22 protein-coding genes and 4 pseudogenes are annotated in these 25,900 nt (G+C 37.1%); 6 read left to right on the top strand and 20 right to left on the bottom strand.

Features of this window, described 5'->3' with window-relative positions; genetic code table 11:
• Positions 1-315 precede the first annotated feature (315 nt).
• Complete coding sequence (locus tag ACT170_RS05995) at positions 316-2,301, top strand: KxYKxGKxW signal peptide domain-containing protein (RefSeq protein WP_444818062.1); 1,986 nt, start codon at positions 316-318, stop codon at positions 2,299-2,301.
• A gap of 817 nt (positions 2,302-3,118) precedes the next feature.
• On the opposite strand, the gene ACT170_RS05990 is transcribed toward ACT170_RS05995, so the two are convergent.
• The 4 genes from ACT170_RS05990 to ACT170_RS05975 all read right to left on the bottom strand — a co-directional run bounded on the left by ACT170_RS05990 (position 3,119) and on the right by ACT170_RS05975 (position 5,731).
• A complete protein-coding gene (locus tag ACT170_RS05990) occupies positions 3,119-4,336 on the bottom strand; it encodes a tyrosine-type recombinase/integrase (protein WP_001291561.1) in 1,218 nt (405 codons plus the stop codon).
• An 81-nt stretch (positions 4,337-4,417) separates the two neighbouring features.
• The gene (locus ACT170_RS05985; RefSeq protein ID WP_000814511.1) at positions 4,418-4,621 is read right to left on the bottom strand and encodes an excisionase; all 204 of its coding nucleotides are present in this window, start codon (positions 4,619-4,621) and stop codon (positions 4,418-4,420) included.
• A gap of 460 nt (positions 4,622-5,081) precedes the next feature.
• On the bottom strand, positions 5,082-5,312 hold the full coding sequence (locus ACT170_RS05980; RefSeq protein ID WP_000857133.1) for a helix-turn-helix domain-containing protein: 231 nt from the start codon (positions 5,310-5,312) through the stop codon (positions 5,082-5,084).
• On the bottom strand, positions 5,309-5,731 hold the full coding sequence (locus ACT170_RS05975; protein WP_000804885.1) for a sigma-70 family RNA polymerase sigma factor: 423 nt from the start codon (positions 5,729-5,731) through the stop codon (positions 5,309-5,311). The genes ACT170_RS05980 and ACT170_RS05975 overlap by 4 nt, the downstream gene beginning before the upstream one ends.
• A gap of 504 nt (positions 5,732-6,235) precedes the next feature.
• Here ACT170_RS05975 and ACT170_RS05970 point away from each other — a divergent pair.
• Positions 6,236-6,457: pseudogene (locus ACT170_RS05970) on the top strand (helix-turn-helix domain-containing protein); the annotation flags it as partial.
• Between the two features lie 73 nt (positions 6,458-6,530).
• Here ACT170_RS05970 and ACT170_RS05965 read toward each other — a convergent pair.
• From ACT170_RS05965 to ACT170_RS05945, 5 genes and pseudogenes are all read right to left on the bottom strand, one after another.
• Positions 6,531-9,449 carry a Tn3 family transposase gene (locus ACT170_RS05965; RefSeq protein ID WP_001240982.1) on the bottom strand — a complete coding sequence of 973 codons (2,919 nt, stop codon included), beginning with the start codon at positions 9,447-9,449 and terminating at the stop codon, positions 6,531-6,533.
• Between the two features lie 3 nt (positions 9,450-9,452).
• A complete protein-coding gene (locus ACT170_RS05960; RefSeq protein WP_000576156.1) occupies positions 9,453-10,007 on the bottom strand; it encodes a recombinase family protein in 555 nt (184 codons plus the stop codon).
• A 354-nt stretch (positions 10,008-10,361) separates the two neighbouring features.
• Positions 10,362-11,099 (bottom strand): 23S rRNA (adenine(2058)-N(6))-methyltransferase Erm(B), encoded by a 738-nt coding sequence (gene erm(B) / locus ACT170_RS05955; protein WP_444818063.1) that lies wholly within the window; start codon positions 11,097-11,099, stop codon positions 10,362-10,364.
• 124 nt (positions 11,100-11,223) lie between these two features.
• Positions 11,224-11,307 (bottom strand): 23S rRNA methyltransferase attenuation leader peptide, encoded by an 84-nt coding sequence (locus ACT170_RS05950; protein ID WP_001865637.1) that lies wholly within the window; start codon positions 11,305-11,307, stop codon positions 11,224-11,226.
• Positions 11,308-11,355: 48 nt separating this feature from the next.
• A pseudogene (locus tag ACT170_RS05945) lies at positions 11,356-11,439 on the bottom strand (MLS leader peptide); the annotation flags it as partial.
• 283 nt (positions 11,440-11,722) lie between these two features.
• Between ACT170_RS05945 and ACT170_RS05940 the strand changes: the two are divergent.
• Positions 11,723-11,860 (top strand): annotated as a pseudogene (locus ACT170_RS05940) (XRE family transcriptional regulator); the annotation flags it as partial.
• Positions 11,861-11,919: 59 nt separating this feature from the next.
• Here ACT170_RS05940 and ACT170_RS05935 read toward each other — a convergent pair.
• From ACT170_RS05935 to mobT, 11 genes and pseudogenes are all read right to left on the bottom strand, one after another.
• The gene (locus tag ACT170_RS05935; RefSeq protein ID WP_011058338.1) at positions 11,920-12,105 is read right to left on the bottom strand and encodes a cysteine-rich KTR domain-containing protein; all 186 of its coding nucleotides are present in this window, start codon (positions 12,103-12,105) and stop codon (positions 11,920-11,922) included.
• Between the two features lie 100 nt (positions 12,106-12,205).
• Positions 12,206-14,125, bottom strand: a complete 1,920-nt coding sequence (gene tet(M) / locus ACT170_RS05930; RefSeq protein ID WP_444818064.1) for a tetracycline resistance ribosomal protection protein Tet(M) — start codon at positions 14,123-14,125, stop codon at positions 12,206-12,208.
• Positions 14,126-14,140: 15 nt separating this feature from the next.
• Positions 14,141-14,188 (bottom strand): annotated as a pseudogene (locus ACT170_RS05925) (hypothetical protein); the annotation flags it as partial.
• 313 nt (positions 14,189-14,501) lie between these two features.
• The gene (locus ACT170_RS05920; RefSeq protein ID WP_001224320.1) at positions 14,502-15,437 is read right to left on the bottom strand and encodes a conjugal transfer protein; all 936 of its coding nucleotides are present in this window, start codon (positions 15,435-15,437) and stop codon (positions 14,502-14,504) included.
• A complete protein-coding gene (locus ACT170_RS05915; RefSeq protein WP_000769868.1) occupies positions 15,434-16,435 on the bottom strand; it encodes a bifunctional lytic transglycosylase/C40 family peptidase in 1,002 nt (333 codons plus the stop codon). The genes ACT170_RS05920 and ACT170_RS05915 overlap by 4 nt, the downstream gene beginning before the upstream one ends.
• A complete protein-coding gene (locus tag ACT170_RS05910) occupies positions 16,432-18,609 on the bottom strand; it encodes a CD3337/EF1877 family mobilome membrane protein (RefSeq protein WP_000804748.1) in 2,178 nt (725 codons plus the stop codon). Before ACT170_RS05910 ends, ACT170_RS05915 begins: the two co-directional genes overlap by 4 nt.
• 2 nt (positions 18,610-18,611) lie before the next feature.
• Positions 18,612-21,059, bottom strand: a complete 2,448-nt coding sequence (locus ACT170_RS05905; protein ID WP_444818065.1) for an ATP-binding protein — start codon at positions 21,057-21,059, stop codon at positions 18,612-18,614.
• Positions 21,043-21,435, bottom strand: coding sequence for a conjugal transfer protein (locus ACT170_RS05900; protein WP_000723888.1), 393 nt, complete (start codon positions 21,433-21,435; stop codon positions 21,043-21,045). Before ACT170_RS05900 ends, ACT170_RS05905 begins: the two co-directional genes overlap by 17 nt.
• Positions 21,436-21,523: 88 nt before the next feature.
• Entirely contained in the window at positions 21,524-22,021 is a 498-nt protein-coding gene (locus ACT170_RS05895) for an antirestriction protein ArdA (protein ID WP_000342539.1), read from the bottom strand.
• A gap of 116 nt (positions 22,022-22,137) precedes the next feature.
• A complete protein-coding gene (locus tag ACT170_RS05890) occupies positions 22,138-22,359 on the bottom strand; it encodes a hypothetical protein (protein WP_001009056.1) in 222 nt (73 codons plus the stop codon).
• 42 nt (positions 22,360-22,401) lie between these two features.
• Positions 22,402-23,607: a MobT family relaxase gene (gene mobT, locus ACT170_RS05885; protein WP_375343167.1), complete on the bottom strand. Its 1,206-nt coding sequence runs from the start codon at positions 23,605-23,607 to the stop codon at positions 22,402-22,404.
• 420 nt (positions 23,608-24,027) lie between these two features.
• Here mobT and ACT170_RS05880 point away from each other — a divergent pair, with 420 nt between their 5' ends.
• The 3 genes from ACT170_RS05880 to ACT170_RS05870 are packed head-to-tail and all read left to right on the top strand — an operon-like array spanning position 24,028 to position 25,878.
• The gene (locus ACT170_RS05880; RefSeq protein ID WP_070655024.1) at positions 24,028-24,408 is read left to right on the top strand and encodes a GntR family transcriptional regulator; all 381 of its coding nucleotides are present in this window, start codon (positions 24,028-24,030) and stop codon (positions 24,406-24,408) included.
• Entirely contained in the window at positions 24,401-25,249 is an 849-nt protein-coding gene (locus ACT170_RS05875) for an ABC transporter ATP-binding protein (RefSeq protein WP_070655022.1), read from the top strand. Before ACT170_RS05880 ends, ACT170_RS05875 begins: the two co-directional genes overlap by 8 nt.
• Positions 25,249-25,878 (top strand): ABC-2 transporter permease, encoded by a 630-nt coding sequence (locus ACT170_RS05870; protein WP_070655019.1) that lies wholly within the window; start codon positions 25,249-25,251, stop codon positions 25,876-25,878. The genes ACT170_RS05875 and ACT170_RS05870 overlap by 1 nt, the downstream gene beginning before the upstream one ends.
• Positions 25,879-25,900: the final 22 nt, after the last annotated feature.

The raw sequence follows: 25,900 nt of genomic DNA, 5'->3' as shown, positions 1-25,900 counted from the left end.
TGAGTTTGATTAATAGAATCGTCAATAAACTGCTTACTTTCGCTTTAAACTATACTCAGTCCTCTAATGAAGGGGGAGATAAAACGGCTAAACATCGAAATTTCTGTGTGAATTTAAGAAAATCCGAACGTTTTTTTGGTAACGTTTTCTAACATATAAAGGCTATAGGTATATATCTTAGACTTGTTTCTTCAAATGGATTATGGGTAGAAGGTTAGTCTTATGAGACTAGGGTTATGCATCTGTAATTGTATTCGCTTCCAAAATCCCTTAACATAGTATAGAGAAATAAAGTTATATTGAAAGGTGTATGTTATGGAAAAGAAAGTTGGATTTAAGTTGCACAAGGTCAAGAAAAACTGGGTGACTATCGGAGTTAGTACGCTGTCGATGGTTGCACTTGCGGGTGGAGCACTTTTAGCGGACCAATCGGCACAAGCAGACGAAGTGTCACTTCCTAATGGTGACGGTTTTGAACAAACAGATGCAGGCATTGAATCAAGTGCTTCATTGATTAATGAAAGCTATTCGCCAACCTTGACAGAAGATGCTGGCCATTTGTCAGCAGTGTCATCTAACTATGGCAGTCAAACAAGCTCAAGCTACGAGTCTTCATCATCTGCCTCAACAGGAGGCTCATCACAGAATGTGGTAGGTGGTGGAGCTGGTCAAGTGAGTTCGTCACAATCTTCTCAAGTCGTAGGAACACAAAACTCTAATTCATCACAAACGGGTTCTGCTTACCAATCAAGTAGCAGCTCAGCATCAGTAAGTGCTAGTGCGTCAAGTTCGTCAAGCTCATCAAGTTCAGCTTGGTATTCTTACTCGTCGTCATCTTCATGGTCTTCATCATCGTCAGCTAGCGGTTTTGCGACAATTACGACAAGTTCGTCTGACTCAAACGGCATTCATTGGAATGGTGGTCGAAACACGACAATTACCATCACGGCTTCAGGAACGACGCCAAATGTGACTATCGTTTCGAATTCAAATAAACTCTTTCCGAATGTGACAGTAGGTCAATCAAGCGGTTCAAATGCTAATGTCACTATCATTTCGCAAGGAAATCAACAAAATAACTCAGGTTACCAAATCATCTCAGGCGAGACTAAACCAAGTGTTGATTCGAACAATGCCAAGTCATCATTTGTACGTGTAGGCGAAAATCAATGGTATTATTACGATCAATATGGTCAAAAGGTCAAAGGCGAAAAGGTTATCGATGGAAAGGCTTATTACTTCCTTGAAAATGGTCTCCAAGCTCGTGACTCACTTGTTAAAGGTAGCGATGGCTACACTTATTACTACGATAAGAATGGTGTGAAAGCTATCAACGGTTTCTACGATTTTGCAGGTTATCGTAAGGATGTCCGCTATTTCGACTGTTATGGTCACATGGCTACTGGTCTCATTGAAATGGGTGGCACAACCTTCTACTTTGATACACAAACAGGTATCCAAGCTAAAGACAAGTTTATTCGCTTCTCAGATGGCCGTATCCGTTACTTCATCCCTGATACTGGTAATATGGCTGTAAATACCTTTGTTCAAAATAAAGAAAACCAAGCTTGGTACTACCTAGATGAACATGGTTACGCTGTGACAGGAAAACGTATCATCAATGGTAAAGAATACTGCTTTGACTCAGAAGGCCGTCAAATCAAAGGTCAGATGATGCAACAAGGCAACAAGCAATACTACATTTCAGCTCAAACAGGTGAAATGGCTGTTTCACGCTTTATCTTTGAAAATAACAACTGGTATTATGCGGATGCTTTTGGTTGCCTCGTTCAAGGTGCAAAAGTGATTGATGGTAAACTCTATTACTTCAATAAAGACCATAGCCAATTAAAAGGTGGCTGGGCTGAAGGACGCTATTATGATGCCGTTACTGGCCAAGCAGTCATCAACCAATTCATTCAAATCGCGGCTAACCAATGGGCTTACCTTAACCAAGATGGTCACAAAGTAACAGGTCTTCAAAACATTAACAATAAAGTTTACTACTTTGGTAGCAACGGTGCTCAAGTCAAAGGTAAATTGCTCACTGTCCAAGGTAAGAAATGCTACTTTGATGCCCACACTGGTGAGCAAGTGGTGAACCGCTTTGTCGAAGCTGGCCGTGGTTGCTGGTATTACTTTAACGCAGCAGGTCAAGCAGTGACTGGGAAACAGGTCATCAATGGCAAACAACTTTACTTCGACGGTTCAGGTCGTCAAGTGAAAGGACGTTATGTCTATGTTGGTGGTAAACGCCTTTTCTGCGATGCCAAAACTGGTGAATTGAGACAGCGTCGCTAATTAAGATGTACTTTAAAAATCTAGAGCGAATTTTTCCTTTTCCTATATAAATTACTATTATTATTTTCCTATCAGAACTCTAGATGATTAAATAGACGAAAAAGCCAGCGTTTGCTGGTTTTTTAGTGAAGATAACGTTTTGCTTTTTGTTTAGGTGATTTTTCACGATTAAATCCTAATAATTTTATCCCTCTCATATTCAAAAGAAGGAGCCATAGACGTGTTATAAAGGGTATTATATTTGTATGTAGAAAATAGAGTTAGGGGTAGTTATGGGGAACTATCTTCGTTAAACTCAAGGTGTAACTGGCTTTTTAGAGGAGGAAAATCATGCTTATCTTGGCTTGGATTATCATTGTCATATTATTTCTTTTAATTTCGAATTATTACATTTATAAAACAGATTCCAGAACACGAAAAAAGCATTCCTCTATGCAATTATTAAAACCATAGGTGCATTTTTCACTAGTAGGTGGTAGTAAATAGAAAGTGAGTAAAAACACCAATCAAGAGTTTTTCGGACTACCAAACATGGAAAGCAGCGCAACCTCCTAACCCATTAGCCACACATGCTTTCACAGTCATTCGCTAATACCTCCCACAAAGCCTTTATTTTATCTTAGAAATGAAGGTTTTTTATTTTAAACAAAGTATAAATTTCTAATTATCTTTTTATATTTTCTTAAATGCTCGTAAAGCCTTATTCTATGTGCTTTCGAGTATTTTTACTGTAGGAAGATACTTCACGTTTCTTTGCATATTTCCTCATGTCTTAGCTGTCAGAAGTGGTAAATAAGTAGTAAATTCATTTGTACTACTAAGCAACAAGACGCTCCTGTTGCTTCTCTTTATTCAAGCGTTTCATTTCTGCCATTGCAGAATCGAATGTTGCATGTGCGTAATAGTTCAGCGTCATGGCTATATTAGCATGTCCCATAATGTACTGTAATGCCTTTGGATTCATTCCTGCATTTGCATAGTTGGTACAGAATGTATGTCGCAAACTATGTGGAGTGATGTGTGGCAATTTATCCTCGTTATACTTATTGTATTTCTTAACAAGACCTTTCATCATGCCGTTGTAATCACTTGCCACTTTTGGATAGTTCTTTCTATTAAGAAAGAGGAAATCACTATATCCATCAATCTCAACACGCTTATCATTCTTTCGATTCGCTAACACTCGCTTAAATGCTTGATAGGCTTCTTCAACCATAGGAACTTGACGTTCGCCACTTTTGGTCTTTGGTGTTTCAATGTAGTACCCAATTTCAGTATCTCTCAATAGCTGATGGTCTATATTGACAAGACGATTCTCAAAATCTAAATCTGGAAGTGTCAAACCACCAAACTCTGAAATACGAAGACCTGTTTTTAAGAGTATCAGAATTTCATCATAATTTTTGCTGTAGGTTTTATCAGCTTTTGCAAAGGCTAACAGTTTTTCTTCCTGTTCTTCTGTTAGTACGGTCTTAGGGACAGTATCATCATCAAGAACTGCTTTCAGTTGAAAGTCAAATGGATTCTTCCGAACACAATCATCTTGTATAGCAATATAGAATGAAGCCTTTAAAGAACGTTTGTAGTTATTGATGGTTTGATAAGCATAACCATTTTCACTCATTCTAATAGCCCATTCTTTAGCGTCTGATGGCTTAATACTGTCAATACTTCTTACACCTAACTTGTCTTTCTTCAAAATATCCATAAGATATTTGCGTCCAGTTTCAGTGTTTTTTCTAACCTTTGGTCTTTGAGCGTTCTGTTTTGCGTAAAGCTGGCAGAGTGTCATTTTCTTTCCTACAACATCAATACCATCATGAATGTCTTTCTGTAACTCTGCGATTTTCTCTCTAAGTGAGATACAATCACGCTTTCCTGCTGGTACTCGGTCTGTAGCCACAAGTTTCCACGAGTAAACAAATTGCGGTTCTCCAAATGAATCTATATATTTGTATAAGTATCTTCCGTCTTTTCGTTGGCTCTCTCCAGTCTTTAAGATTCGACCTTTATTGTCACGTCTTTTTTCTGACATGGCATTTGCTCCTTTCCTTTATGGAAAGAGCCTTGATACGACTTAATACTATTTTATCATATACAAGACCCTTTGGCGACGCTAGATTGCGTCCAATGTATCTATAATTTTTTCAAATTGTTTTCGTTTAATCTGAATACGATTGCCATTCATAATCAGCCAATTTGCATTTTTATTTTCCTCTGCCAAGCGTCGTAGCTTGTTTTCGCCAATACGAAAATATTTTGACGCTTCTTCAATGGTTAGGGTATAACGTTCCCAAATAGGAATGTCAGTCTGCTTCATAAAATCCTCCTTTCCAAATCACTTATTCGGATTTCATAAAAGTTGTTTTACCAGCAATCGAACAGCTTTAGCAAAGCTCACGGGAGTTCCACCCCTGCATGGTTCTCATGTAGCCATACTCATTGCCTGCGACGGTTTTATCACGCTCGGACTATTGACTGTATGGGAGTATCATTATCACGATAAGAATGTCGTTGCAGGCAATCCTGCTAAAGATTGCTTCTCGGATCACTAACATGAATCGCTCGCTATCTTTATAAGATAGGTCATGGCGGTTAGTTCCGTTGGCTCTTTTCTTATCGAAACGTATTCGATTACTTTTATTCAGTTTTCAAAGAACAATGGCTCGTTAGCCTATCAAAACACATTGAAAGCTCAATATGCTTTGGTGGAATAACAAACCTCCCTGTTCGGGAAGCGTGGAATGGTTTAGCACGCTTCCACGAAAGGAGAGAGGATATTACTTAATTTCAAATGACAAAATCTTTGTAATCAGTCTGGTTTCCATTCTTCCACGTAAGACTTCATCAACGACCATACTTTGATTGCCATATTCATCTTTCATAAGTCGTAGGGAACGCTTCGTTATGTACCCTCTGTAATGATGTAGAATCTGGTTAATCGCTTCGGTATCGCCATCTGTTGCCTTTACAATGAGAGGAAAGGGAATCATAGGATATTGTGTTTTCATTCTTCAAATTCCTCCATAAACTTTTTAATTAAGGCTAGTCCACTGGTTCTATGCCGATAGACAGTAGAACGGTTCAATTTCAACAGGTCTGCAATTTCTGAATCGCTCATGTCCATAAAGTAAAACAGCAGTAGAATTTCACGTTTCTTGTCTGGCAACTCACGTAATGCTTCACTCAACAAATCATTTTCAACGCCTACTGATAACCCATTGAGTGTAAAAATCTGAAAGTCAGTTGAATAGTTATCTGTTGTCGCAAACTGGCTAACAAGATAATCGCCAACATCCGAAAAGGACACCTCACGCTTTGCAATCCTTGAAAGATAAAGCATATAATTCTTTCGCTCGTCTTCCATAGCACGTTTACAGATATAGTCAAACTGATTTTCTATTGTGGTCTGAAAAGAAGATGGTTTCATGTTTCTCACCCCCTTTCTGTCTAGGAAAGGAAGTGAGCCTTGCTCGTTTATCTCCTTTCACTCTTAGTCCCAATGTGAAAGGGGGATTTGTTGCATTACTGATAAATAAACTTTGTAAAAAAGTTCTGAATAGCCAAAAAAGCATATAAACAGATTTATTTCTCTGTTTACATGCTTCTGTTATTCTATCTATATGATTTATAAAACCACATTGGTGGACGTACTTATCTATTGCAGATAGACGACTTTTTTTGACAAGAACCCAATGTAAGGAAATTTATTGTATATGATGTACTTCATGGCGACGTTGACCTCCAACAAACCGCCATTTGGAAGTAATATACAATATTTTAACAGCGTAAATAGCACTACCATATAACGGTTTTTTTTATTGGCGTTTAGTAGTGCTTTTTATTAAATATAAACCTATAAACCATATAACACGTTTTTCTATACCTGTTTTTAATTCAGTAGGAACAATAAAATGTATAGAGGTGGTCTACTATGCGTAAAAAAGAAGATAAATATGATTTTAGAGCCTTTGGTTTAGCCATTAAAGAAGCTCGATTGAAACGAGGTTTAACTCGTGAACAAGTGGGAGCATTGATTGAAATTGACCCACGGTACTTAACTAATATTGAAAATAAAGGGCAACACCCCAGCATACAAGTTCTTTATGACCTTGTATCGTTACTTCATGTTTCCGTTGATGAATTTTTCTTACCTGGGGTCCCGAGCGCTTAGTGGGAATTTGTATCGATAAGGGGTACAAATTCCCACTAAACCAATGTTTCAAGGCCTATTTATTTTTTATATTCAATTCTCTTAAGTGTTTAGGAATAGATAACAAGTCAAATTTATACTCTCCAAGAAAAGTGATATGCTCCCAATTAATAGGAGATACATGCTTCATATACTTAGTTACTTCGGGATCTATTTTGACGAGATAATTATAAGCTGCTTGTAAGTAGACGGCGTTCCATATACTTATTGCATTTATTAACACATTAAGCGCACTAGCACTTTGAAGTTGTCGGCGAATATCGCGCTCCATAAATTTTCCGCGTCGCCCAAAAAATAGTTCTCTAGCTAAAGCATTAATCGCTTCTGTCTTATTTAGTCCATGAGTGATCCTTCGCCGTAGCTCACTATCTGTAATATAATCTATCATAAAAATGCTCTTTTCAATGCGACCTAGTTCTCTCAGTGCAAGAGCTACTCTATTCTTACGTGCGTATGAGCCTAGCTTTCCTAATAGTAAAGAACTAGATACTTTTCCTGTTTGAATCGAATAGGCGATTCGTTTAATTTCATCATAGTTTTCTTCAATAATTTTTACATTGATTTTTCCGCTTATATCTTCTGATAAGTTAGGGTAGTAGGAAGGTGATTTGATAGAAAATAATTGTGATTTTTTTATATTTCTGATGCGAGGTTCAAAATCAAAGCCTAGTAATGCGGTCATTCCAAACACCTGATCAGAATACCCATTTGTATCAGTAAAATGTTCCTCAATATCTAGATCTGTTTCATGATAAAGTAGGCCATCAAGGGTATGAGTAGCTTCCCTTGTATTAGTTGAAGCAACCTCGATATGATGAGTCGTATGCCTATCATTTATTGATCGAATCATTGTAGCTCCTTTTTCCATACTTTTGTAATGTGGATTAACATCGGATTTTAGAGCTGAGACGCCCACTGGGACGCGCATTCCGTCTGAAGCAGTGGTTTTTCCTTCACCCCAAAAGTCTGCAACAGGAAGCTTTAACTGATAATTAACCAAAACAGATTGAGCACGAGTCAGAGCTTCTTTATAAAAGCGCCATTGTTTGGCATTGGCTAACTGAGAATAAGAAATTCCAGGAGTTGATTGGGCCATTTTTTCAAGACCAATATTCATCCCTAAACCCAGCAAAGCAGCAAAAATAATTTTTCTTTCTTGTTCACTCGGCGGTTTCCCTGTAGAATCATGACTAAATTCTTGTGAAAAGTTGGTCCAACTGTCCACCTCAATTAAAAGATCACTAAGCCTTATCTTAGGAATTATTGAATAAAGTTTTTTTCTATATATTTCTGCTTCGCTAGGTGTAACTTTTTCCAACTTTTTAAGGTTTGCTCTTGAAATTCTCTTATCAACTGTCGAATAAAATTGAAGCTGTAAATCTAAAATTATTTCCCGATCCTTTAAATAGTCCTCAAACGTGTCTGGAATAGTTTCTGAATCAATACAAGCAGATAAATCAACTAAGTAATCATCAATATTTCGATGGATCATACTTCCTTCAACTGAAATATCTCCTGATCGAATATTGTTCTTTAGCTCGGTGAAAGCTACTAACTCATAGTAAGACCGATCTATTTTCCCCTCTTCTGGCCGAACAAGGCTTTTCCATTTTTTACTCACAAAATCAGTAGAAGTATCTGCCGGTATTTTTCTTTTACCACTATTGTGTAAATCAGTTAGTTGAGTTAGGGCCATGAGGACTGGATTTGCTGCCGGAGTTGCTTTGAACGAAAGGGTCCTCAATAACATTGGCGTGTATCTTCGGAGGTAATTAGCTTTATTTCGAACCATTTCTAAATAGCCATGATTTTTATTACCTGTAATTTTTTTAGCTTCTTCTCCATCTTGTACTAAATCTTCCCAAGGCATGATTCGTTCAATTTCGTCAAAAGGATTACTATCATTATCTTTTGCAAAGTGAAGAGCATCAATTAAAGAAGCATAATGTTCCAATTTTTTAGTAGCCAATTTTCCTTTTTCTTTTAACTGTTCTTGTGAATCACGTGTCCCTTTGCGTTTAATACTTGCTAAAATGCGGTCATTAATCTCAATCAGTTGATCGATCAGATATTGATGATGATTGACTAAAAAAGCAATAAGTAAAGAGTATCTTTTTTCAAGCTCAAAACGGGAGAAGTCATATGCATCATAATTTTCCCCTAGTCTAGCTAGCTGAAGAAACCTGTTCCGATTAATATGGGAGACATTAATTGTCCCGAGTCCCATGGAAGCAATCACTTCCACTTTTTTACAAATACTCATAAAGCTTTCTGGATTTGCCTTACCTGGAATGTCTTTTAGCCAAGCGAGTTTAGTTATTTTCGTCTCTTCATAAATTTGAAACAAACTCTCTAGTTTTTCAATTTGTATATCTGTTAATGAACAGAGTAATATTGAAAATAAGTTGTTTTCTGCTTTATCTCGACAGCGGCTTATAATGTCTTCAAGTGTAGCTATAGATGGAAAAATAATTCTTTTTCGAGTTAAGAAATCAATTGTTTTTTTCATTAGATAGATAGAGTCATCATTTTCTAAAGCTAGTTCAATTAAATATTCTATTAACTGTTTTTGTGTATTAGCACTACCGAATCGATGATAGTTGAATACTTCTAAGATCTCGTTGAAGTGATTTGCACGTGTATTTCTATGATCATATGAATTTAAATCAATTGCATCAAGATGGAGCTGTCGACTCACATAAGAAGTTAGTCTGGTTGATTTAATCGGCCAATTACTTAAAGAACACCCAGGATACCGGGCCAAACAAAGTTGTATCGCAAATCCTAGTTTATTGACCTTTCCACGGTGTTGATTAATAACCTCCAGATCATAATCAGAAAAACTAAAATACGCTTTAAAATCCTCTTCTGATAAGTGGTCTACAGAAAGAAGTTGTTCACGCTGTGAAGTAGTTAAAATTCTTTTCATAGCCATATCTTAAGCATTCCTTTTATTGAGGTAACGGTAAAAGGTTGTTTTGCTTAATTTAGAGGCATCAAGAATTTGACGAATAGAATACTCTTTGCTGTCATACATTTTTAAAGCTAAATCAATTGATAGCTTACCTTTACTTGGACGGCCCCCTTTTTTTCCTCGGACTCTGGCTGCCTTAAGACCAGAGTTAGTTCGTTCAATAATAATATCCCGTTCCAGTTCTGCTAAACTAGCCATAACTCGGAAAAAGAATCTTCCCATAGACGTTGAAGTATCTACGTTATCTTGAATAGATATAAAATTGACACTAAGTTCTTCAAATAATTCAGAAAGTTCAATCAAATGTTTAGTTGATCGTGAAATTCGATCTAACTTGTAAATGACAACAGAATCTCCTTCACGTAGTAGGTTGATCATTTCTTCTAATTGCGGTCGGTCTTTTTTCGCACCAGTTACTTTTTCTTGAAATAATTTATCAATTCCATAATGAGTAAGTGCATCAATTTGTAAACTAAGATTTTGATCATCCGTACTCACTCGAGCATAGCCAAAAATCATAAAAAAACCTCCTTAATTTTATAATTTAAATGTACCATAACTCATTAAGTATAACTATATAGGAACTATGAAAAAGGAACGGATTTTGGTACTTGATTTACTTAAAAAACATTTAGAAAAAGCAGGAAAATGAAAAGGTACCATAAACGGTCGTTTATGGTACCATTCAAATTTATCCTTATTGTACAAAATAACAGCGAAATTTTTAAATCTATTCCTTATCGATACAAATTCCCCGTAGGCGCTAGGGACCTCTTTAGCTCCTTGGAAGCTGTCAGTAGTATACCTAATAATTTATCTACATTCCCTTTAGTAACGTGTAACTTTCCAAATTTACAAAAGCGACTCATAGAATTATTTCCTCCCGTTAAATAATAGATAACTATTAAAAATAGACAATACTTGCTCATAAGTAACGGTACTTAAATTGTTTACTTTGGCGTGTTTCATTGCTTGATGAAACTGATTTTTAGTAAACAGTTGACGATATTCTCGATTGACCCATTTTGAAACAAAGTACGTATATAGCTTCCAATATTTATCTGGAACATCTGTGGTATGGCGGGTAAGTTTTATTAAGACACTGTTTACTTTTGGTTTAGGATGAAAGCATTCCGCTGGCAGCTTAAGCAATTGCTGAATCGAGACTTGAGTGTGCAAGAGCAACCCTAGTGTTCGGTGAATATCCAAGGTACGCTTGTAGAATCCTTCTTCAACAATCAGATAGATGTCAGACGCATGGCTTTCAAAAACCACTTTTTTAATAATTTGTGTGCTTAAATGGTAAGGAATATTCCCAACAATTTTATACCTCTGTTTGTTAGGGAATTGAAACTGTAGAATATCTTGATGAATTAAAGTGACACGACTGTTCAGTTTTAATTTTTCTGACGATAAGTTGAATAGATGACTGTCTAATTCAATAGACGTTACCTGTTTACTTATTTTAGCCAGTTTCGTCGTTAAATGCCCTTTACCTGTTCCAATTTCGTAAACGGTATCGGTTTCTTTTAAATTCAATTGTTTTATTATTTGGTTGAGTACTTTTTCACTCGTTAAAAAGTTTTGAGAATATTTTATATTTTTTTTCATGTAATCACTCCTGAAGTGATTACATCTATAAACAAATACAGAAGTTAAACGATTTGTTTGTAATTTTAGTTATCTGTTTAAAAAGTCATAAGATTAGTCACTGGTAGGAATTAATCTAACGTATTTATTTATCTGTGTAATCACTGTTTTTAGTCTGTTTCAAAACAGTAGATGTTTTATCTACATTACGCATTTGGAATACCAACATGACGAATCCCTCCTTCTTAATTACAAATTTTTAGCATCTAATTTAACTTCAATTCCTATTATACAAAATTTTAAGATAATGCACAATCAACACACTCTTAAGTTTGCTTCTAAGTCTTATTTCCATAACTTTAGGGTTAACCATACGCAAGACCAATCACTCTCGGACAATACTCATGATTTTAATGATAAAATCCATGTTAAACCCATAGATAAGAAATACACCTGCAATAACCGTTACCTGTTTGTGCCAATTTAAAAATGCACCACTTTTTTATAATTAAAACGGTTGAAAACTGTACCACTAATAACTCACAATAGAGAGATGTCACCGTCAAGTTAAATGTACAAAATAACAGCGAAATTTTTAAATCTATTTCTTATCGATACAAATTCCTCGTAGGCGCTCGGGACCCCTACCTGCTAATAACTTGGTAAAAAGCACCCGACGATTACAGATAGAGAAATACATGGATAGCTTTACAGACAAAGAACTATCCTTAATGGAATCTTTAGCCAGCGGTATCAACGAAGCAAGAAACATCGAAGACTAATTAAAAGAATCCATACATAACGGAAAGAGCCGATAAAATGAGATTGTATTAATCTCATTTTATCGGCTCTGCGTCTTTGCGTCTGGCTCTGTAATCACAGTTACTTTGAACTGCTTTATTTCAATTAAATTTTCTTGTCTGCATTTCGGACAATAGAGGGGGAATTTTTTTAATTCAGTATCTTCCCTTATCTTTAATCGTGTTTTATTTCCACATACAGGACACAATATCCACTTGTAGTTTATAATAACTATCTCCTCCTTTACACTTTAATTCAAATCTTTATTAAAAAATATTTCATCTTATTTAACAAGAAACCATATTTATATAACAACATAAAATACACTAAGTTATTTTATTGAACATATATCGTACTTTATCTATCCGACTATTTGGACGACGGGGCTGGCAAACAGGTTCACCGGTAGTAACATGGTACCCTTTTAACTCTGTTAAACAAACACTACGTCCATTTGTAAAGAAAGTTAAATCACTACGATATTCTTGAATACACCGAGCAGGGATTTCTCCACTAAGAATGACCTCATTATTTTTCAATTGAGTGTCTACGATGTTCGCACAATATTTAGGAGCATCGTTGTATGCTCGTGAAAGATATTCCTGTGGCGCATAAATTTTAAAACTAAGATATGGCTCTAACAATTCTGTTCCAGCTTTTTTTAAGACTTGTTCCAATACAATAGGAGCAAGCATCCGAAAATCTGCTGGGGTACTAACAGGGCTATAGTATAAACCGTACTTAAAACAGATTTTACAATCCGTCACATTCCAACCATATAATCCTTGTTCGCAACCATAGCGTATCCCTTCCATAACTGCATTTTGAAATGATTGATTTAAGTATCCAAGAGAAACCGAGCTCTCATACTGCATTCCACTTCCCAACGGAAGCGGTGATACAGATAAACCAATGGAAGCCCAGAAAGGATTTGGCGGCACTTCGATGTGAATGGTATATTCTGCATTTTTTAACGGTCTCTCCATATAAATGACTGTAGGCTCTTTTAGTTCTATCTCCACATGATACTTTTCTTGCAACAGTGCACTAATCACTTCCATTTGTACTTTCCCTAAGAAAGAAAGTATGATTTCATGTGTCGCAGAATCCACATAATATCGCAGAAGCGGGTCACTGTCGGAGATTTCTAAAAGTGCATCAAGTAACATTTCCCTTTGTTGAGGTTTGCTCGGTTCAACAGTCGTTTGCAGCAGAGGGAGGGGATTTTCAATTCTCTCTCTCTGTGGCAATAGCTTTGTATCTCCAAGAACACTATTTAACTTCAAAAACTCATTCTGCAAAATAACAATTTCCCCGGAATAAGCCTTATCGATTTTACATAATTCACCATTTATTGAAGTATACATTTCTGTAATTTTTATTTTTTCCTTTTCCGATATTCTAACCGAATCTCGCAAATGCAGTACGCCACTATAAAGACGTATATATGCAAGACGCTGTCTTTTTTCCGAATACTCAATTTTGAAAACTTTTCCGCAAAGTTCAGACTGACCTCGATGTGTTGATGAATAAAATTTATTCGTAATCACTTCTATAAGGTTATCAATCCCTATATTGTTTTTTGCACTTCCGTGATAAACAGGGAACAGGGAACAATTATGAAATCTTATGCTTTCCTCTTGTTCGAGTTCTAATGCTTCCAATAATTTCCCAGACGTATATTTCTCCAAAAGGTAATCATTTCCTTCTATTACCATATCCCATTGTTCAGATTCGGTAAAGTTCATTACACGCATATTAGGATGCAGTTCTACCTTCTGTTTGATTACAATTTCCGCAGAAAGTTTCTCTTTAATATCCTGATAAACCGTTGATAAATCAATTCCATTTTGGTCAATCTTATTGATAAAAAAGATTGTGGGAATACCTATTTTCCTAAGTGCATGAAACAATATACGAGTTTGTGCTTGTACGCCATCTTTTGCAGAAATCAGTAGAATTGCCCCATCTAATACTGATAATGAACGATATACTTCTGCTAAAAAATCCATATGTCCTGGCGTGTCTATGATGTTTATCTTAGTATTTTTCCACTGAAAAGAGGTTATCGCCGTCTGAATTGTAATTCCTCTCTGACGTTCTAAAAGCGTATTATCCGTTTTCGTTGTACCTCTGTCCACGCTTCCTAATTCTGTAATCGCTCCACTGTTATATAATAAGCTTTCTGTTAAGGTAGTTTTTCCCGCATCAACATGAGCTAAAACTCCAATATTAATAATTTTCATGTGATTTTCCTCCATTCAAAAGCCCAAAAGGGCATAAAAATCCCAGTGATAAATACTCTTATCACTGGGATTTTTATGCATAACCATAGGCATACAAAGCATACAGATATTCTCCGGATACTTTAGAATCACATGATAAAGGTATTCTTAAACTGGGTACAAAAAACTAAGCCCTCCTAAAAAAGGACATCCAATTATTTGTTCCCACTATCAAATTGACAGTTTATTTAAGAATACCTTGCCGCATATTTATTAACTCCTTTTAAATAGATACTTAAATAATAGCACGTAAGAGCATATTTGTAAAGGAATCTCCAATTTTTTATCAAAGAGAGTACGTGATTACAAAATAGCTGTAATAATGTACCAATATTTGTTATTCTATAATCTTCCAATTACTCCCGTTCTTTTCAAGTACCAAATCAAATTGAGATACCTGCGTTGCTTTGGTCTGCTGGTCGATATACTCCACTGTCAGCGATACCGTGACTTGATTATCCTTACGATTGTGAATAGGATTTACCAGTTCTTGAAAGATGTACTCTTTTCCGATTGGTTTTAATATCCCGTCATTCACATAGTAGGAAAGTTCACTGGCTGTCGCTGTAGGATAGAGCTTGAAGAACGTCGTTAAAAACTCATTGATTTCATTGGTTGTAATGGAATCAACCGTCCCCTCACTTTCAATGGCTTTTGGTTTATAACTTGATTTCTTAGGTATGTTGGTAATGGTCGGATTCTTAACCAGTACCATATTTCCAGAACCATCTACATAGACACTCACTATATAAGCAGAGTGGACGGTCTTTGTATTTTCTCCCTCTGTAATGAGCTGGTCTACACTGTAGGTTACATTAAACTCATTGTCGCCAGTTGGCTCTACCGTCCATATCTGAAATCCTCTTACAGAAGACGATACAGGAATATCTTTGCGTACTGTATCAACATTGAGAGCTTGAAGTTCATCTGTCAGATAGCCTTTTAGACTTTCCATTCGATTATCAATGGACTTATCGGATTGCTCCCATGAATAGTAGACTTTCGCAAAGTTCTCTACAAAATTTTCTACATGATGAGTATCAACGTATTCCTTTTCTATGATAGTTGTTTCGTGAATAGTATGAGTATCTATAGCTGTAAAGTGCTTGAATATCGCAAAGCTGAAACTAAGCCCTAAAAGTACCCACAAGGCAATCACAACCTTTTTATGAGGATTGACCTTATAGTAGACACGAGGTTTCTTTTCCTTTGGTATCTGTTTTTCTTTATTCTGATTTTTTCTAAATTTCATCATTAAATCTTCCTTTCTCATTGTTTGATTCGTCCTGCTCCCACTAAATGCTGTTGCCAGTAGGGGCTTGTTAAGTCGGCATAACCGATTGGGTCGCCTGCATGAAACATACGGTTATTGCCAAGGTATATCCCAACATGAGTAATATAAGAGCCAGCGTTATAGGTAGAATGAAAGAAAACCAAATCGCCAGCTTGTGCTTCCGATAGTGGGATATGCTGGGTCACATCATATTGCTGTTGTGCGGTTCGTGGTAAGTTAATTCCAGCTTTTCCATACGTCCATTGTGTCAGTCCGCTACAATCAAAAGAAGTAGTCGGGGAAGCTCCACCGTAAACGTATCGCCAGCCCTCATATTTCAGTGCTTCGTCCATGATGGCTTGTACCGTATCATCATCAAACTCTGTTGTGACAAGATACTGCGTTACCAGTTGCACATAAAACATATTGCCATAGTTGTATCGCCAGCCCCCATTGATAGGTATGGCTATGGGATTGGGGTAAGACACTTTTTCGCCACCTGAATACTCTTTTGAGAAACTTTGAGCCAGTTCAAAGGTATATTTATTTCCACGATTAGCCACATACCCTAAGAAACCACCACCATAATTGTAGGACTGGATAACCGATTCTAAATCTACACTGAGCCTTTCGCTACTGGCTAATAATTCACTGAAATACTTCACACCTTGCTTAATGGATTCTTCTGTACTCAATGAATTAGGTGGAAGACCGAGGGATTCCGAGGACTGCATAACATCTTCCGCAGTACCGCCCGATTCCACCTGTATAATCGCAAGAAGTATGTTGACATATTCTTCAACGCCATATTCTTTGGCATATTTTTCTACCATAGGCTTATGAGCCAGCACTTCTGCGGAAACATTCACACCTCCATAATGAATATTGGAAATTCCGCTGTCCTGTTCATCTGAAAATAAAATGGCAACAAACAGAAGCAGTGAGAAGACCATCAAGAATAATCCAGAACCACCAATCACTAAAGTTTTCAACTTCATGGTTTCTTACCGACTTTCTTAATGGTGGCGGTTTTGATTGGTGGTCTACTTCTTGTATTTTGTAGTGGTACTCTTTGAACAGTAGACGGACGTTCTTTTGTGATTGGACGTTGTGAAGTTCTATCTGCTGTAGTGGTTGAAGTTGCTGGCTTTTGAACGGTTTTTTCTTGAACGGTATTGCCTTGGCGTTCCACTTTTGGACTTGAAAAATCGGACTTAACTGCTGGACGCTCTTGTTTGGCTTGTTGAGATTCCTTATATGAAGTCTGAATATTAGACTGTTTTGAGGTCTGTTCATCATGATATTGTTCTTGTCTTGTAGTCGGTCTTTCATGAACAGAAGAAGCAGGCTGTTTTTTCTGTTTGACCTGTTCCATTTCAGAGCGACGCTTCGCAATGGTTTTTCGCCTTTGTTCCTGCTGTTCCTTGCGTCCACTGGCTCTGTCCGCTTTGGTTTGAGAAATACTACTGGTTAAATCACGGACATTCTCTTTTACTTTGGATTTTCCTTGATATACTGCATATCTTGCATTGGTCGGCAAATCTTTAACCTGTTCTTTCAAACCACTAGCAGTGTCTACCATTCTGTCTTTGGTATCAGCTACTGTACCGATGGTTTGACCGATACGTTTTCCAAGTGTTGATTTTTCCTTTCCGTCTGGTCGGGAGTGATCTGCTTGTGTCCTTGCAGAACTCCCCGAACCCGACTGTCCTTTTTTACCTGTAACAATGGCAGACCCAGCCCCTAGAGTAGTCATGGAACGTCCAAGTTTCCGCTGTAGACGGTGCATGTGAGCGTGCATAAGCATACGAGGTTTTCTCATCACACGACTTCCCACACTTTGAGAATCGTTACTCTGTAGAGAAAACATACTCATTAAATCGCCCAGCTTGAAGTAGATTCCTGCAAAGGTCACAATCTGTAGAAAAGCAATCAAAAAGAACGGATAACCAGCCGATAAGGTATAGAGCATGGTTGAAATACTAAATGCTGTCGTAATAATCAATGTGATTCCAGCTCGTGTCAAAATGGTATTAAAGAGCTTTGTTATGGCTCGTTTTGACATACCATCAAATGATGGAATCATGCTTAAAATAAAGCTCACAGGCAGAAACATAGCATAGATGATAAAAAGTACCTGCGAGAAAATCATGATTCCTGTTAATAGGAATACAAATATGGAAATCCCAATATTGAAGACAAATAGGAAGAAGACTGTACCTAAACGGTTAATGGTCTTTGTAATGGTTAGATTGGTATTGCTTCTGTCTTCAATTTCTTCCGCAACAATTTTTTCTCTGTCTTCGCCATTGTTGGAATCTGGGCTGGTGGAGAGCAGGCTTTCCACACGGTCAATACCGATACTTTCAATGTCTGAACTGTTGTATTGAAGCAGTAGCCACGGTTGCTGAACCTGTATGGAAAACAGGCTATCTCTGATTAAGTCCACGCTGTCCTTGCCTTGACTATCGGAATGGGGCATGACAATCTTCGTGCCAAGTGATAAACTGGCATTACTGATGTCTGATGAAAAGTCATTGATTTTTTTAATGTAGTCGGGAGCGTAGGCAATAAAGGAAGCCGATAGGATAAACACCAGCACAAAATTCATAATGGCATGAATTGCCTTTGTGGTTTCTCTCTTTATCAGTCCCGTATAGGCAACATAAACCCCAAGAACCAAAATCAAGAGTAAGAGGAATCCAACATAGAAACCCTCTGTTGAAAATCCGTTTGCACTCACACCAGCTAAGGTCTGCATATTCTTACCAATGGAATCTGCTGTAGCGGAAATGAAGTCTAAGGAATAGGCTTCCTGTACTAAGTAACCTGTCGCATTGGAAACATACAAACTGATTGTCCAAATAAAATTGGTAATGGCATATAGTCCATACATGACCTGTTTTCCAATCCCGTCCGACCAGTTCCACGGAAGCCAGCCCCAGCTATTATCCACATAAAAATCCAGTTGATAGTTTTCAAGTGGGTATCGGCTGTATTCATTTGCCACATTGACCGTATCATCTACCAAGCCCGCAGCTTGAACCACCGTTCCCAGCATGGCTAAAAGAAAAATGGCAATCACAAGTGTGAAAGCCACTGTCATTGCCACTTTACCTAGACGTTTCAGCGTCCAGTTTGATTTTATTCTGTTTACTATTGATGGTTTCACATTTACACCTCTTTTCGCACAGGTGGTCTGGTATCAAAGGCATGGAGCAGTTCTTCAAATACAGGGTGGAACTGTATCACACCGACACGACCATATAAATCACTGATAAGGCATTGCCCGTTTTCCAAATCACGCAATCGCTTCTGATTGTTTTCGTCCTCTAGGTCTACACCAAAAAAGGCTAAGGTCTTTTTAATCTCGTTAAGGTCAGTGGAACGAAATGCAAATTTTAAGCCGAGGTTATTTTTCAGTTTTTCATCTAAGAGGTCGTCTGTATTTTGGGTCACGAAATATACCCCAGCGTTCATAGCACGACCAGCCCGAACCAGCTTCATAGATAGTGTTTTTCCTTGTGCTACCTGTAAAAAGCTCCATGCTTCGTCTAAATCTACAATCTTGAAAATGCTTCGGTCTGTATGGATAAAGTCTAAAGCAAAGGTACTAATGACAATCAGCATAGCAACGGATAAAAGCTCCATAGTGGTATATTCCTCAAAGGAAGTTTCCTTGTCGGGAAGTACCAAGTCCGCAACCTGTATAATGTTCAGTTGTTTTTCTAAGCTGATAGACTGCTCCACATAACCATTACTGAATAATAAATGTGCAAAGTCATAGTCTGTAAAACTTTCGATATGGTCGGCTATACTGGTACTTAGTGGCGTATTCTCAACCCGTAATTCCTCAATCACTTTCATCAACCCTCGTACTTCACTATTGGTTACTGCACGAATGGCTTTTCTAAGGATTGGGAAGCGTTCCCCATCACGAGAGGAAATCCCCGTAAGGAATGTCAGAATATCAATAGCCAGTGATTCAGAATCTTTGGGATTTTTCATAATCACATAAGGGTCAAGTAAGCCTTTGTTTTTCTCATCAGAAGTCAGAGTGACGATATTGATTTCATGGGAAATCTCTGGCAAGGTTTCTTTCCATCTGCCACGTTCTGCTTTTGGGTCTACAATCACTGCTTGTGCCCCATAAAGCACCGCATAATAGACGATAAGGTTATTCGCAAAGGATTTACCACCACCCAGCGAACCAACAAAAGCCGACGCTAACGCATTGGTTACTGAACCCTTAACCCCTTGACTGGCAAGAGCAGGTTTCAGATAGACATTGCGTCCAGTATCTAAGCTGTAGCCAACATAAATCCCCTCATTTTCCCCCAGCATTTGAGTAGCACCAAAACCTAAACCAGCGAGGAAATCAGAGGTCACGTATTGAATATAATCATTCATATAACGCTTGCTGGCAGGTAAAAATTCTTCATGTAAGCCGAGCATATCCCCAAATGGTCGTACCAGTTTTACGCTTAAATCGTCATAAAAATCTTTCACTTCATTACAACGACGTTTGAGTTCGTCAAGATCATTTGCTGATACCCTTACCACATAAGACAGCTTGTACATAGATTCCTTGCTTTGGTCTAAATTGGTTTCCAGCTCATTCACACTTTCCAGAGCTTCCGCCACATTGGAGCTGGTTTCATTATCACTTTGCCAAGCGTGGTTATCCAAGTCTTTCAGTTCTTTCTTTTTATTGCGGACAGTAGATAGGGCTTTACGATTCGCTACAATTTCCACATTCATTGACGTATCAATCGGGAATGTAAATTGCTGTTGCTGGTAGTAGAAGATTTCAGAGGACGGGAAGTCCAGTTCTCCGACAATGCTGTTAATGGTAAAGTAAGCTACATAGACGGTTTCATCTTCCTGCTGGATTTTCAAATATCGCTGTTTTTCTTCCACCAAACAGCGAGTAGGCTTAATCAAGTCATAGTATTTAATCAGCGTTTCATTATCCAGCTTTTTCTTTGATAGATGGTACTCATACTCTTCATAGGCAGTGCCTGTCTGTCCGTAAAGGTGTTCAATCAGATAGCCGAAGTCGTCCTTATCTAACCTGCGGATTTTGAAACGACGAGAGATTTTATTTTCTAAGAGCTTTTCCATCTTCTGAAAACGCAGGATTTCATCATTACTCATACTAACAAAATCGCCCATCAGCTTATGGTTCACATCATAGACAAAATCAGACAAAGCATTTTTTGCTTCAACGGTAAGACTTTTCATAGAAAACTCCTGATCGTTGAGAAGCAACTTAAAGCCGATAAAGAAACGGTAGTTCACTTGATTTTCGCCAATCATGGATATTAAAGCGTCTGTCTGTTGGTCGATTTTGTCATAGGCAACCGCTTTGAGCTTGCCAGTGACTTCATTTTTGGAACGCTCTTGTGCAGAACGTATGCTGGATTCTGTACTGATTTGTAAAGCATGAATTTTGCCATCACGATTTTGTGCGATAAGCTGTCTGAAAGAATCATGCACTTGTATTTTCTGTTCTGGACTTAGAAATGAGTAATTGTAAGGAACAAGCTCATAGTAAGCATAACATTCCCCGTCTTTATTCCAGACGAGATTGTTTTCAATGTATTTAATTGGATATGCCATAAAATTCACTCCTAACTGCTGTAATGGCTTCTTGTGGCTGGTTTCTGCCAAGCGTTACTTTTTTTCCTGCATAGGTCAGCTTTGGTCGCAGTGCATAAGCAATGACAGACTTCAAAAATCCATAAGGCTTTTTACCATCAAAAGTTTTTGTAGACATAAACCATGTGAAAGCCACAGGAATCCCAAAGTATTTGAGAAATGCTCCCTCTATCATGGAAAGAGGGGGCAAGTTGCCAAGTATCATCACTGCAAAGAGTGACACGACAAACCATGTCATTTGCGTAAAGGTTATGGGAAACGGAAGTCTAAAATCATTGATAGAATACAGTACCTTTTCCACAGACCAGATACTGGTATAGCTTCGTATTTTCTTCATGTAATCAATCCTTTCATAAAAAATAGGGGTAGCTGATTGAGCCACCCCGTAAAATAGAAAATCTGCCAGTAGTAATGTACCGACAGATTTAATAGACGATTTCAAAAATCCCATGATTGGTTGAGATAAACGTTCCTGAAAGGTCTAAATCCCGACCATAGGCTTGATAATCAATATAGTTTTGAAGACTAGCTGGTACTTCGCCTAAAGCACCCGTTTCTTCAATGTAGTAGCGTGCCACGTCATACATATCATCACAATCGGAATGAATGATAATATCCTCTTGATGTTCGCTTAGTTCTTCAATGCTTGAAAAATGAGTGAGCAGAGCAGATAGCTCCGATTGTAATTCTTCGGGTAATTCCGATACCATTTCCCATAGTCGATTGAGTTCGCCAATGGAAGTGTATTCGTCAACCGTAAAGGGTAACTCGTAGTCATGAATGGCGTATTCCTCATATTCATCATTCAAGCCGATTTTCTCTTTGACTTCCTCAAAGTCAATGGGAAAGGTAAACCACGCACCGACCAATTCGCCCTCATTGTATTTGCCTAAATTCGCAATATAGACTTGCATATCGTCCATATATTCACGTCCTTTCTTTGTAGAGATTCAAAAATCCCTACCGCACTTCGTTTGGTGTACCATTCCTTTGCGGAACATAAGAAAACCACTTATATTCCACAAAAGAACGGTTTTATTTAAGCACCAATAATGCGATTGAATAGCTCTAGTAAAATGTCTTTTACTCCAGCAGCGTTGAAGACTAAGCCAACCGCAATAATCGCAATAATTAAAAAGCCAATCAGTTTGCTAAACTCACGCTTGAAGCCAAGATACAAGCCAATCACAACGATTGCTAAAAGCACCAGTGATTGAGCGTTTGATAGAAACCAGTTATAAAGGTTTTGTCCAAAATTCATAAAAATGTTCTCCTCTCTATATTCAATGAATTTGTATTTGAGTTATTTTTTTGTTGTTATCACGTCCTGTTCTTTTACTGACTGTTGCTTCAAAATCTGCTTGTGTCGGTCTGTCAGTTTCGCATGGTCGAGAATGTCTTTTACAACCTGCGTCTGGTTGATTTCATCAAGTTTAATCGCAACCTTTAAGGTCGGGGCAACTTGATGAGATAGCCAGTTCAGCGTACTTTGGAAGGAGTAAGGCTCTGGTTTTGTGGTTAGTTTTAATCGTTCACGATTGTTCCCAATAAACCAAGCCCATTCTTCATTCAGTTTCCAATCAGAACGAGGTTTGGAATCGTCTTTATCTACAAAACGGATATACCGATTGATAATTTTAAAGGCGGTATGCTCTGGATTGTCATAGACGAGTAAATCACGGACTGCATAATAGGCACGCTCATTTTTCAATCGAATCTCAAAACGGTTTTTTACTTCTGCGTCTTCAATGGGAATATCATTTTTCTTGTACTGCTCGTAGTCCTTTTCATAGATACAGAAATAAACTTCACTTTGTAATGAACCGATATAGAGGGTGTTTCCCATACATTCCTTTTCCTCTTTGCGTACCAGTTCGCCACTGCGATAGCTTTTAAAACTGCGGAAGACGGAGATACATTCTTCCTGTTGGCACTTTTCAGTGAGTACAGGGATATTTAAAATCCCTGTCTTATCGTTAATGGCAAGGTCAAGGCGTTTCATCACACCGCCAGCCACCAAAACGTCCATAAAGAACTCATACCAGCTTCTTTGTTGTGCCAGAAGATAGCTTTCAAATTGTCTGCACCCACGACCTTTCAATTCCACCAGAACTCCTTTGTCCAGTTCATGGGAGCAAAGGACGAATATGTCGCCTAAAGCATAATGCTCTGAATAAGAATAGAAACCATAGTCCTCATGAAGAAAATAGGACAGTTTCAGTTGTAAGATGTTTTCGACCACCTGCTGTACGTCTGTTGTCGGAAAGCGAATTCTTACATAATCAAACAGCATTTCAAGGGGAGCGTCGGGATTGAAGCGTTCCAGAGCTTCCCAAAGGGACTGCTGTAAATCCTCTGATGGCTTGACTTTTCCTGTTTCAATATCGCTTAGATACTGCCTTGTAATACCAGTCGCAACAGCTAAACGGTTTTGAGATAGTCCATAAGCCAAGCGTTTTTCTTTTAAATGCTGTAACCAAGTTTGTTCATTCAGTAAAAATCCCTCCAATCAAAAAGGCGTATGTCAACTTTTAAAGCCCATTTGACATACGCTGAAATTTTGTAAATCCCTTGTAACCAAAGGATTTTCTAATGTTTTTTTGACTGTTTCCTGTCGATTTGTACCCCCCTGTTAGATATAGTGGGAAAATATGAAAAAAAGCCCTTTAAAATGAGGCTTTTGAGGTGTGTTTTCTTTTTTTGGTAGCTAATTTGGTAGCCAAAGAGATTTAGTCGATAAAATCACTTGATATGAGATTGAGTTTATCTGTTAATTCGGAATCAGAGTTTGGGTATAAATGACAATTTAGATAGTAATGAGAAGAAGCGGGCAAAGAAAATTTTGTCTGCTTTTTTTAGATGTTGAAATGTTTTAACTGTTATGCTATAATAATAACAGTAAGAGCACAAATAACAGTAGGGGTTGAGGATGAATATACAGATAAATAATTCCAGTGATGATCCAATATATCTGCAAATAAAAAATCAAATTAAAGCACAAATCATTTCTGGAGATTTGAACGTGGGAGAACAACTACCTTCGATAAGATTCTTAGCGAAAGAATTAAGAGTAAGTATGTTAACTGCAAAAAGAGCTTTTGATGAATTAGAGTTAGACGGGTTTATAAATTCGGTACAAGGAAAAGGTAATTTTGTTGCAGCACAAAATAAAGAACTAATTCGAGAAGAATACTTAAAGAAAATTGAATCGAAGCTTCAAGAAGTAGTTGAACTTTCAGAAATTGCAGATGTATCCAGTGATGAATTGATAGAAATGTTAAAGAGTTATGTGGAGGGTGAATATGAGTAAATATGCTATTGAAATTAAAGATTTAGTAAAAACATTTGACAGTTTTAAACTAGGACCGGTAAATCTTACTATTCCGAAAGGAACAATAGTTGGATATATCGGACAGAATGGTTCTGGTAAAAGTACAACTATAAAATTGTTACTTGGGCTTTTAAGAAAAGACTCTGGCGATATAAGACTTTTAGATGAGGAAAATCCTAATAGTGTTGAACTGAAAGATAAACTTGGAGTGGTATTTGATGATTTGTTAGTGCCGGAAGAAATGACATTAATCGATGTTGAAAAGTTTTGTTATAGAGTTTATTCAAAATGGGATAAAAAGCAGTTTTATGGATTAGTTGAAAAATTCAATTTACCACATAAAAAGACGATTAAAAATTATTCTCGTGGTATGAAAATGAAACTTTCAATGGCTGTTGCTTTATCTCACAATGCTGAACTTTTGATTTTAGATGAAGCAACAAGTGGGCTTGATCCAATTGTAAGAGAGGAAATCTTGGATTTGTTATTAGATTTTATGCAAGATGAAAATCATACAATTCTTATTTCTTCCCATATTTTATCTGACTTAGAAAAAGTGGCAGATTACATTGCTTTTATTCACAATGGAAAAATCTTATTTATGGAAACAAAAGATGATTTAAAAGAAAACTACGGTATATGTACTTTATCCAATGAAGAAGTAAATAACATTGATGAAGAAGCCATTGTAGGAAGAAGAATACATTCTTTTGGGCAAGAGTTACTTGTTAAAAAGAGTCTTGTACCTGATGGTATCAAGTTACAAAAACCGTCAATTGAGGATATTATGATTTACTTTGTGAAAGGAGTGAGACAATAATGACAGCATTAATTTTGAAAGATATAGCTACTTTAAAAAAGACATTATTATTAACGGTTACTATCAGTATTGCACTGGCTGTATATGGAATTTATGAAAATGAATTGTTTATGGTTCCGTTAATATGTGCAATGATTCCGCTTATACTTACTGCAATCGCCTTTGGTTATGATACAAAATCAAATTTCGAACAGTTTGCATTTTCTATGCCAATAAAAAAGAGCAGTTATGTGTTGAGCAAGCTTTTCTTTGCATTTGCCTTTGGTTTGGTCGGTTCAATCTGCATTTTTGTACTGTTGATGATAAAAAATCAAATGTCATTGGATAATATAGTGTTTATTGCTTTAATTACATTAGCTGCTAGTATACTTATGCCTGCCATTCAATTACCATTTATTCTTAAATATGGTGCTGAAAAGGGTAGACTCATTATGGTAATCACTTATTTCTTAATATTTGCTTTATCAACACTGTTAAAAGAAAAGTCAAATTTTCTTGCAGAACTAATGGAGATTTTTAGTAAGAATTCTATATCAATGATTTGCTTAGGAATTTTAGTTGTAAGCATATTAATCATAGGGGTTGCAGTAAAATTGTCCGTTATGATTATGGAGAAAAAAGAATACTAGTTATAAATTATTTAATTTGTAG

The sequence above is a fragment of the Streptococcus sp. cx1 genome (assembly GCF_052384325.1).
Taxonomy (GTDB): Bacteria; Bacillota; Bacilli; order Lactobacillales; family Streptococcaceae; genus Streptococcus; species Streptococcus salivarius_G.
The sequence above is the reverse complement of the archived record's forward strand: the minus strand, read 5'-3'. Positions and strand labels throughout refer to the sequence as shown.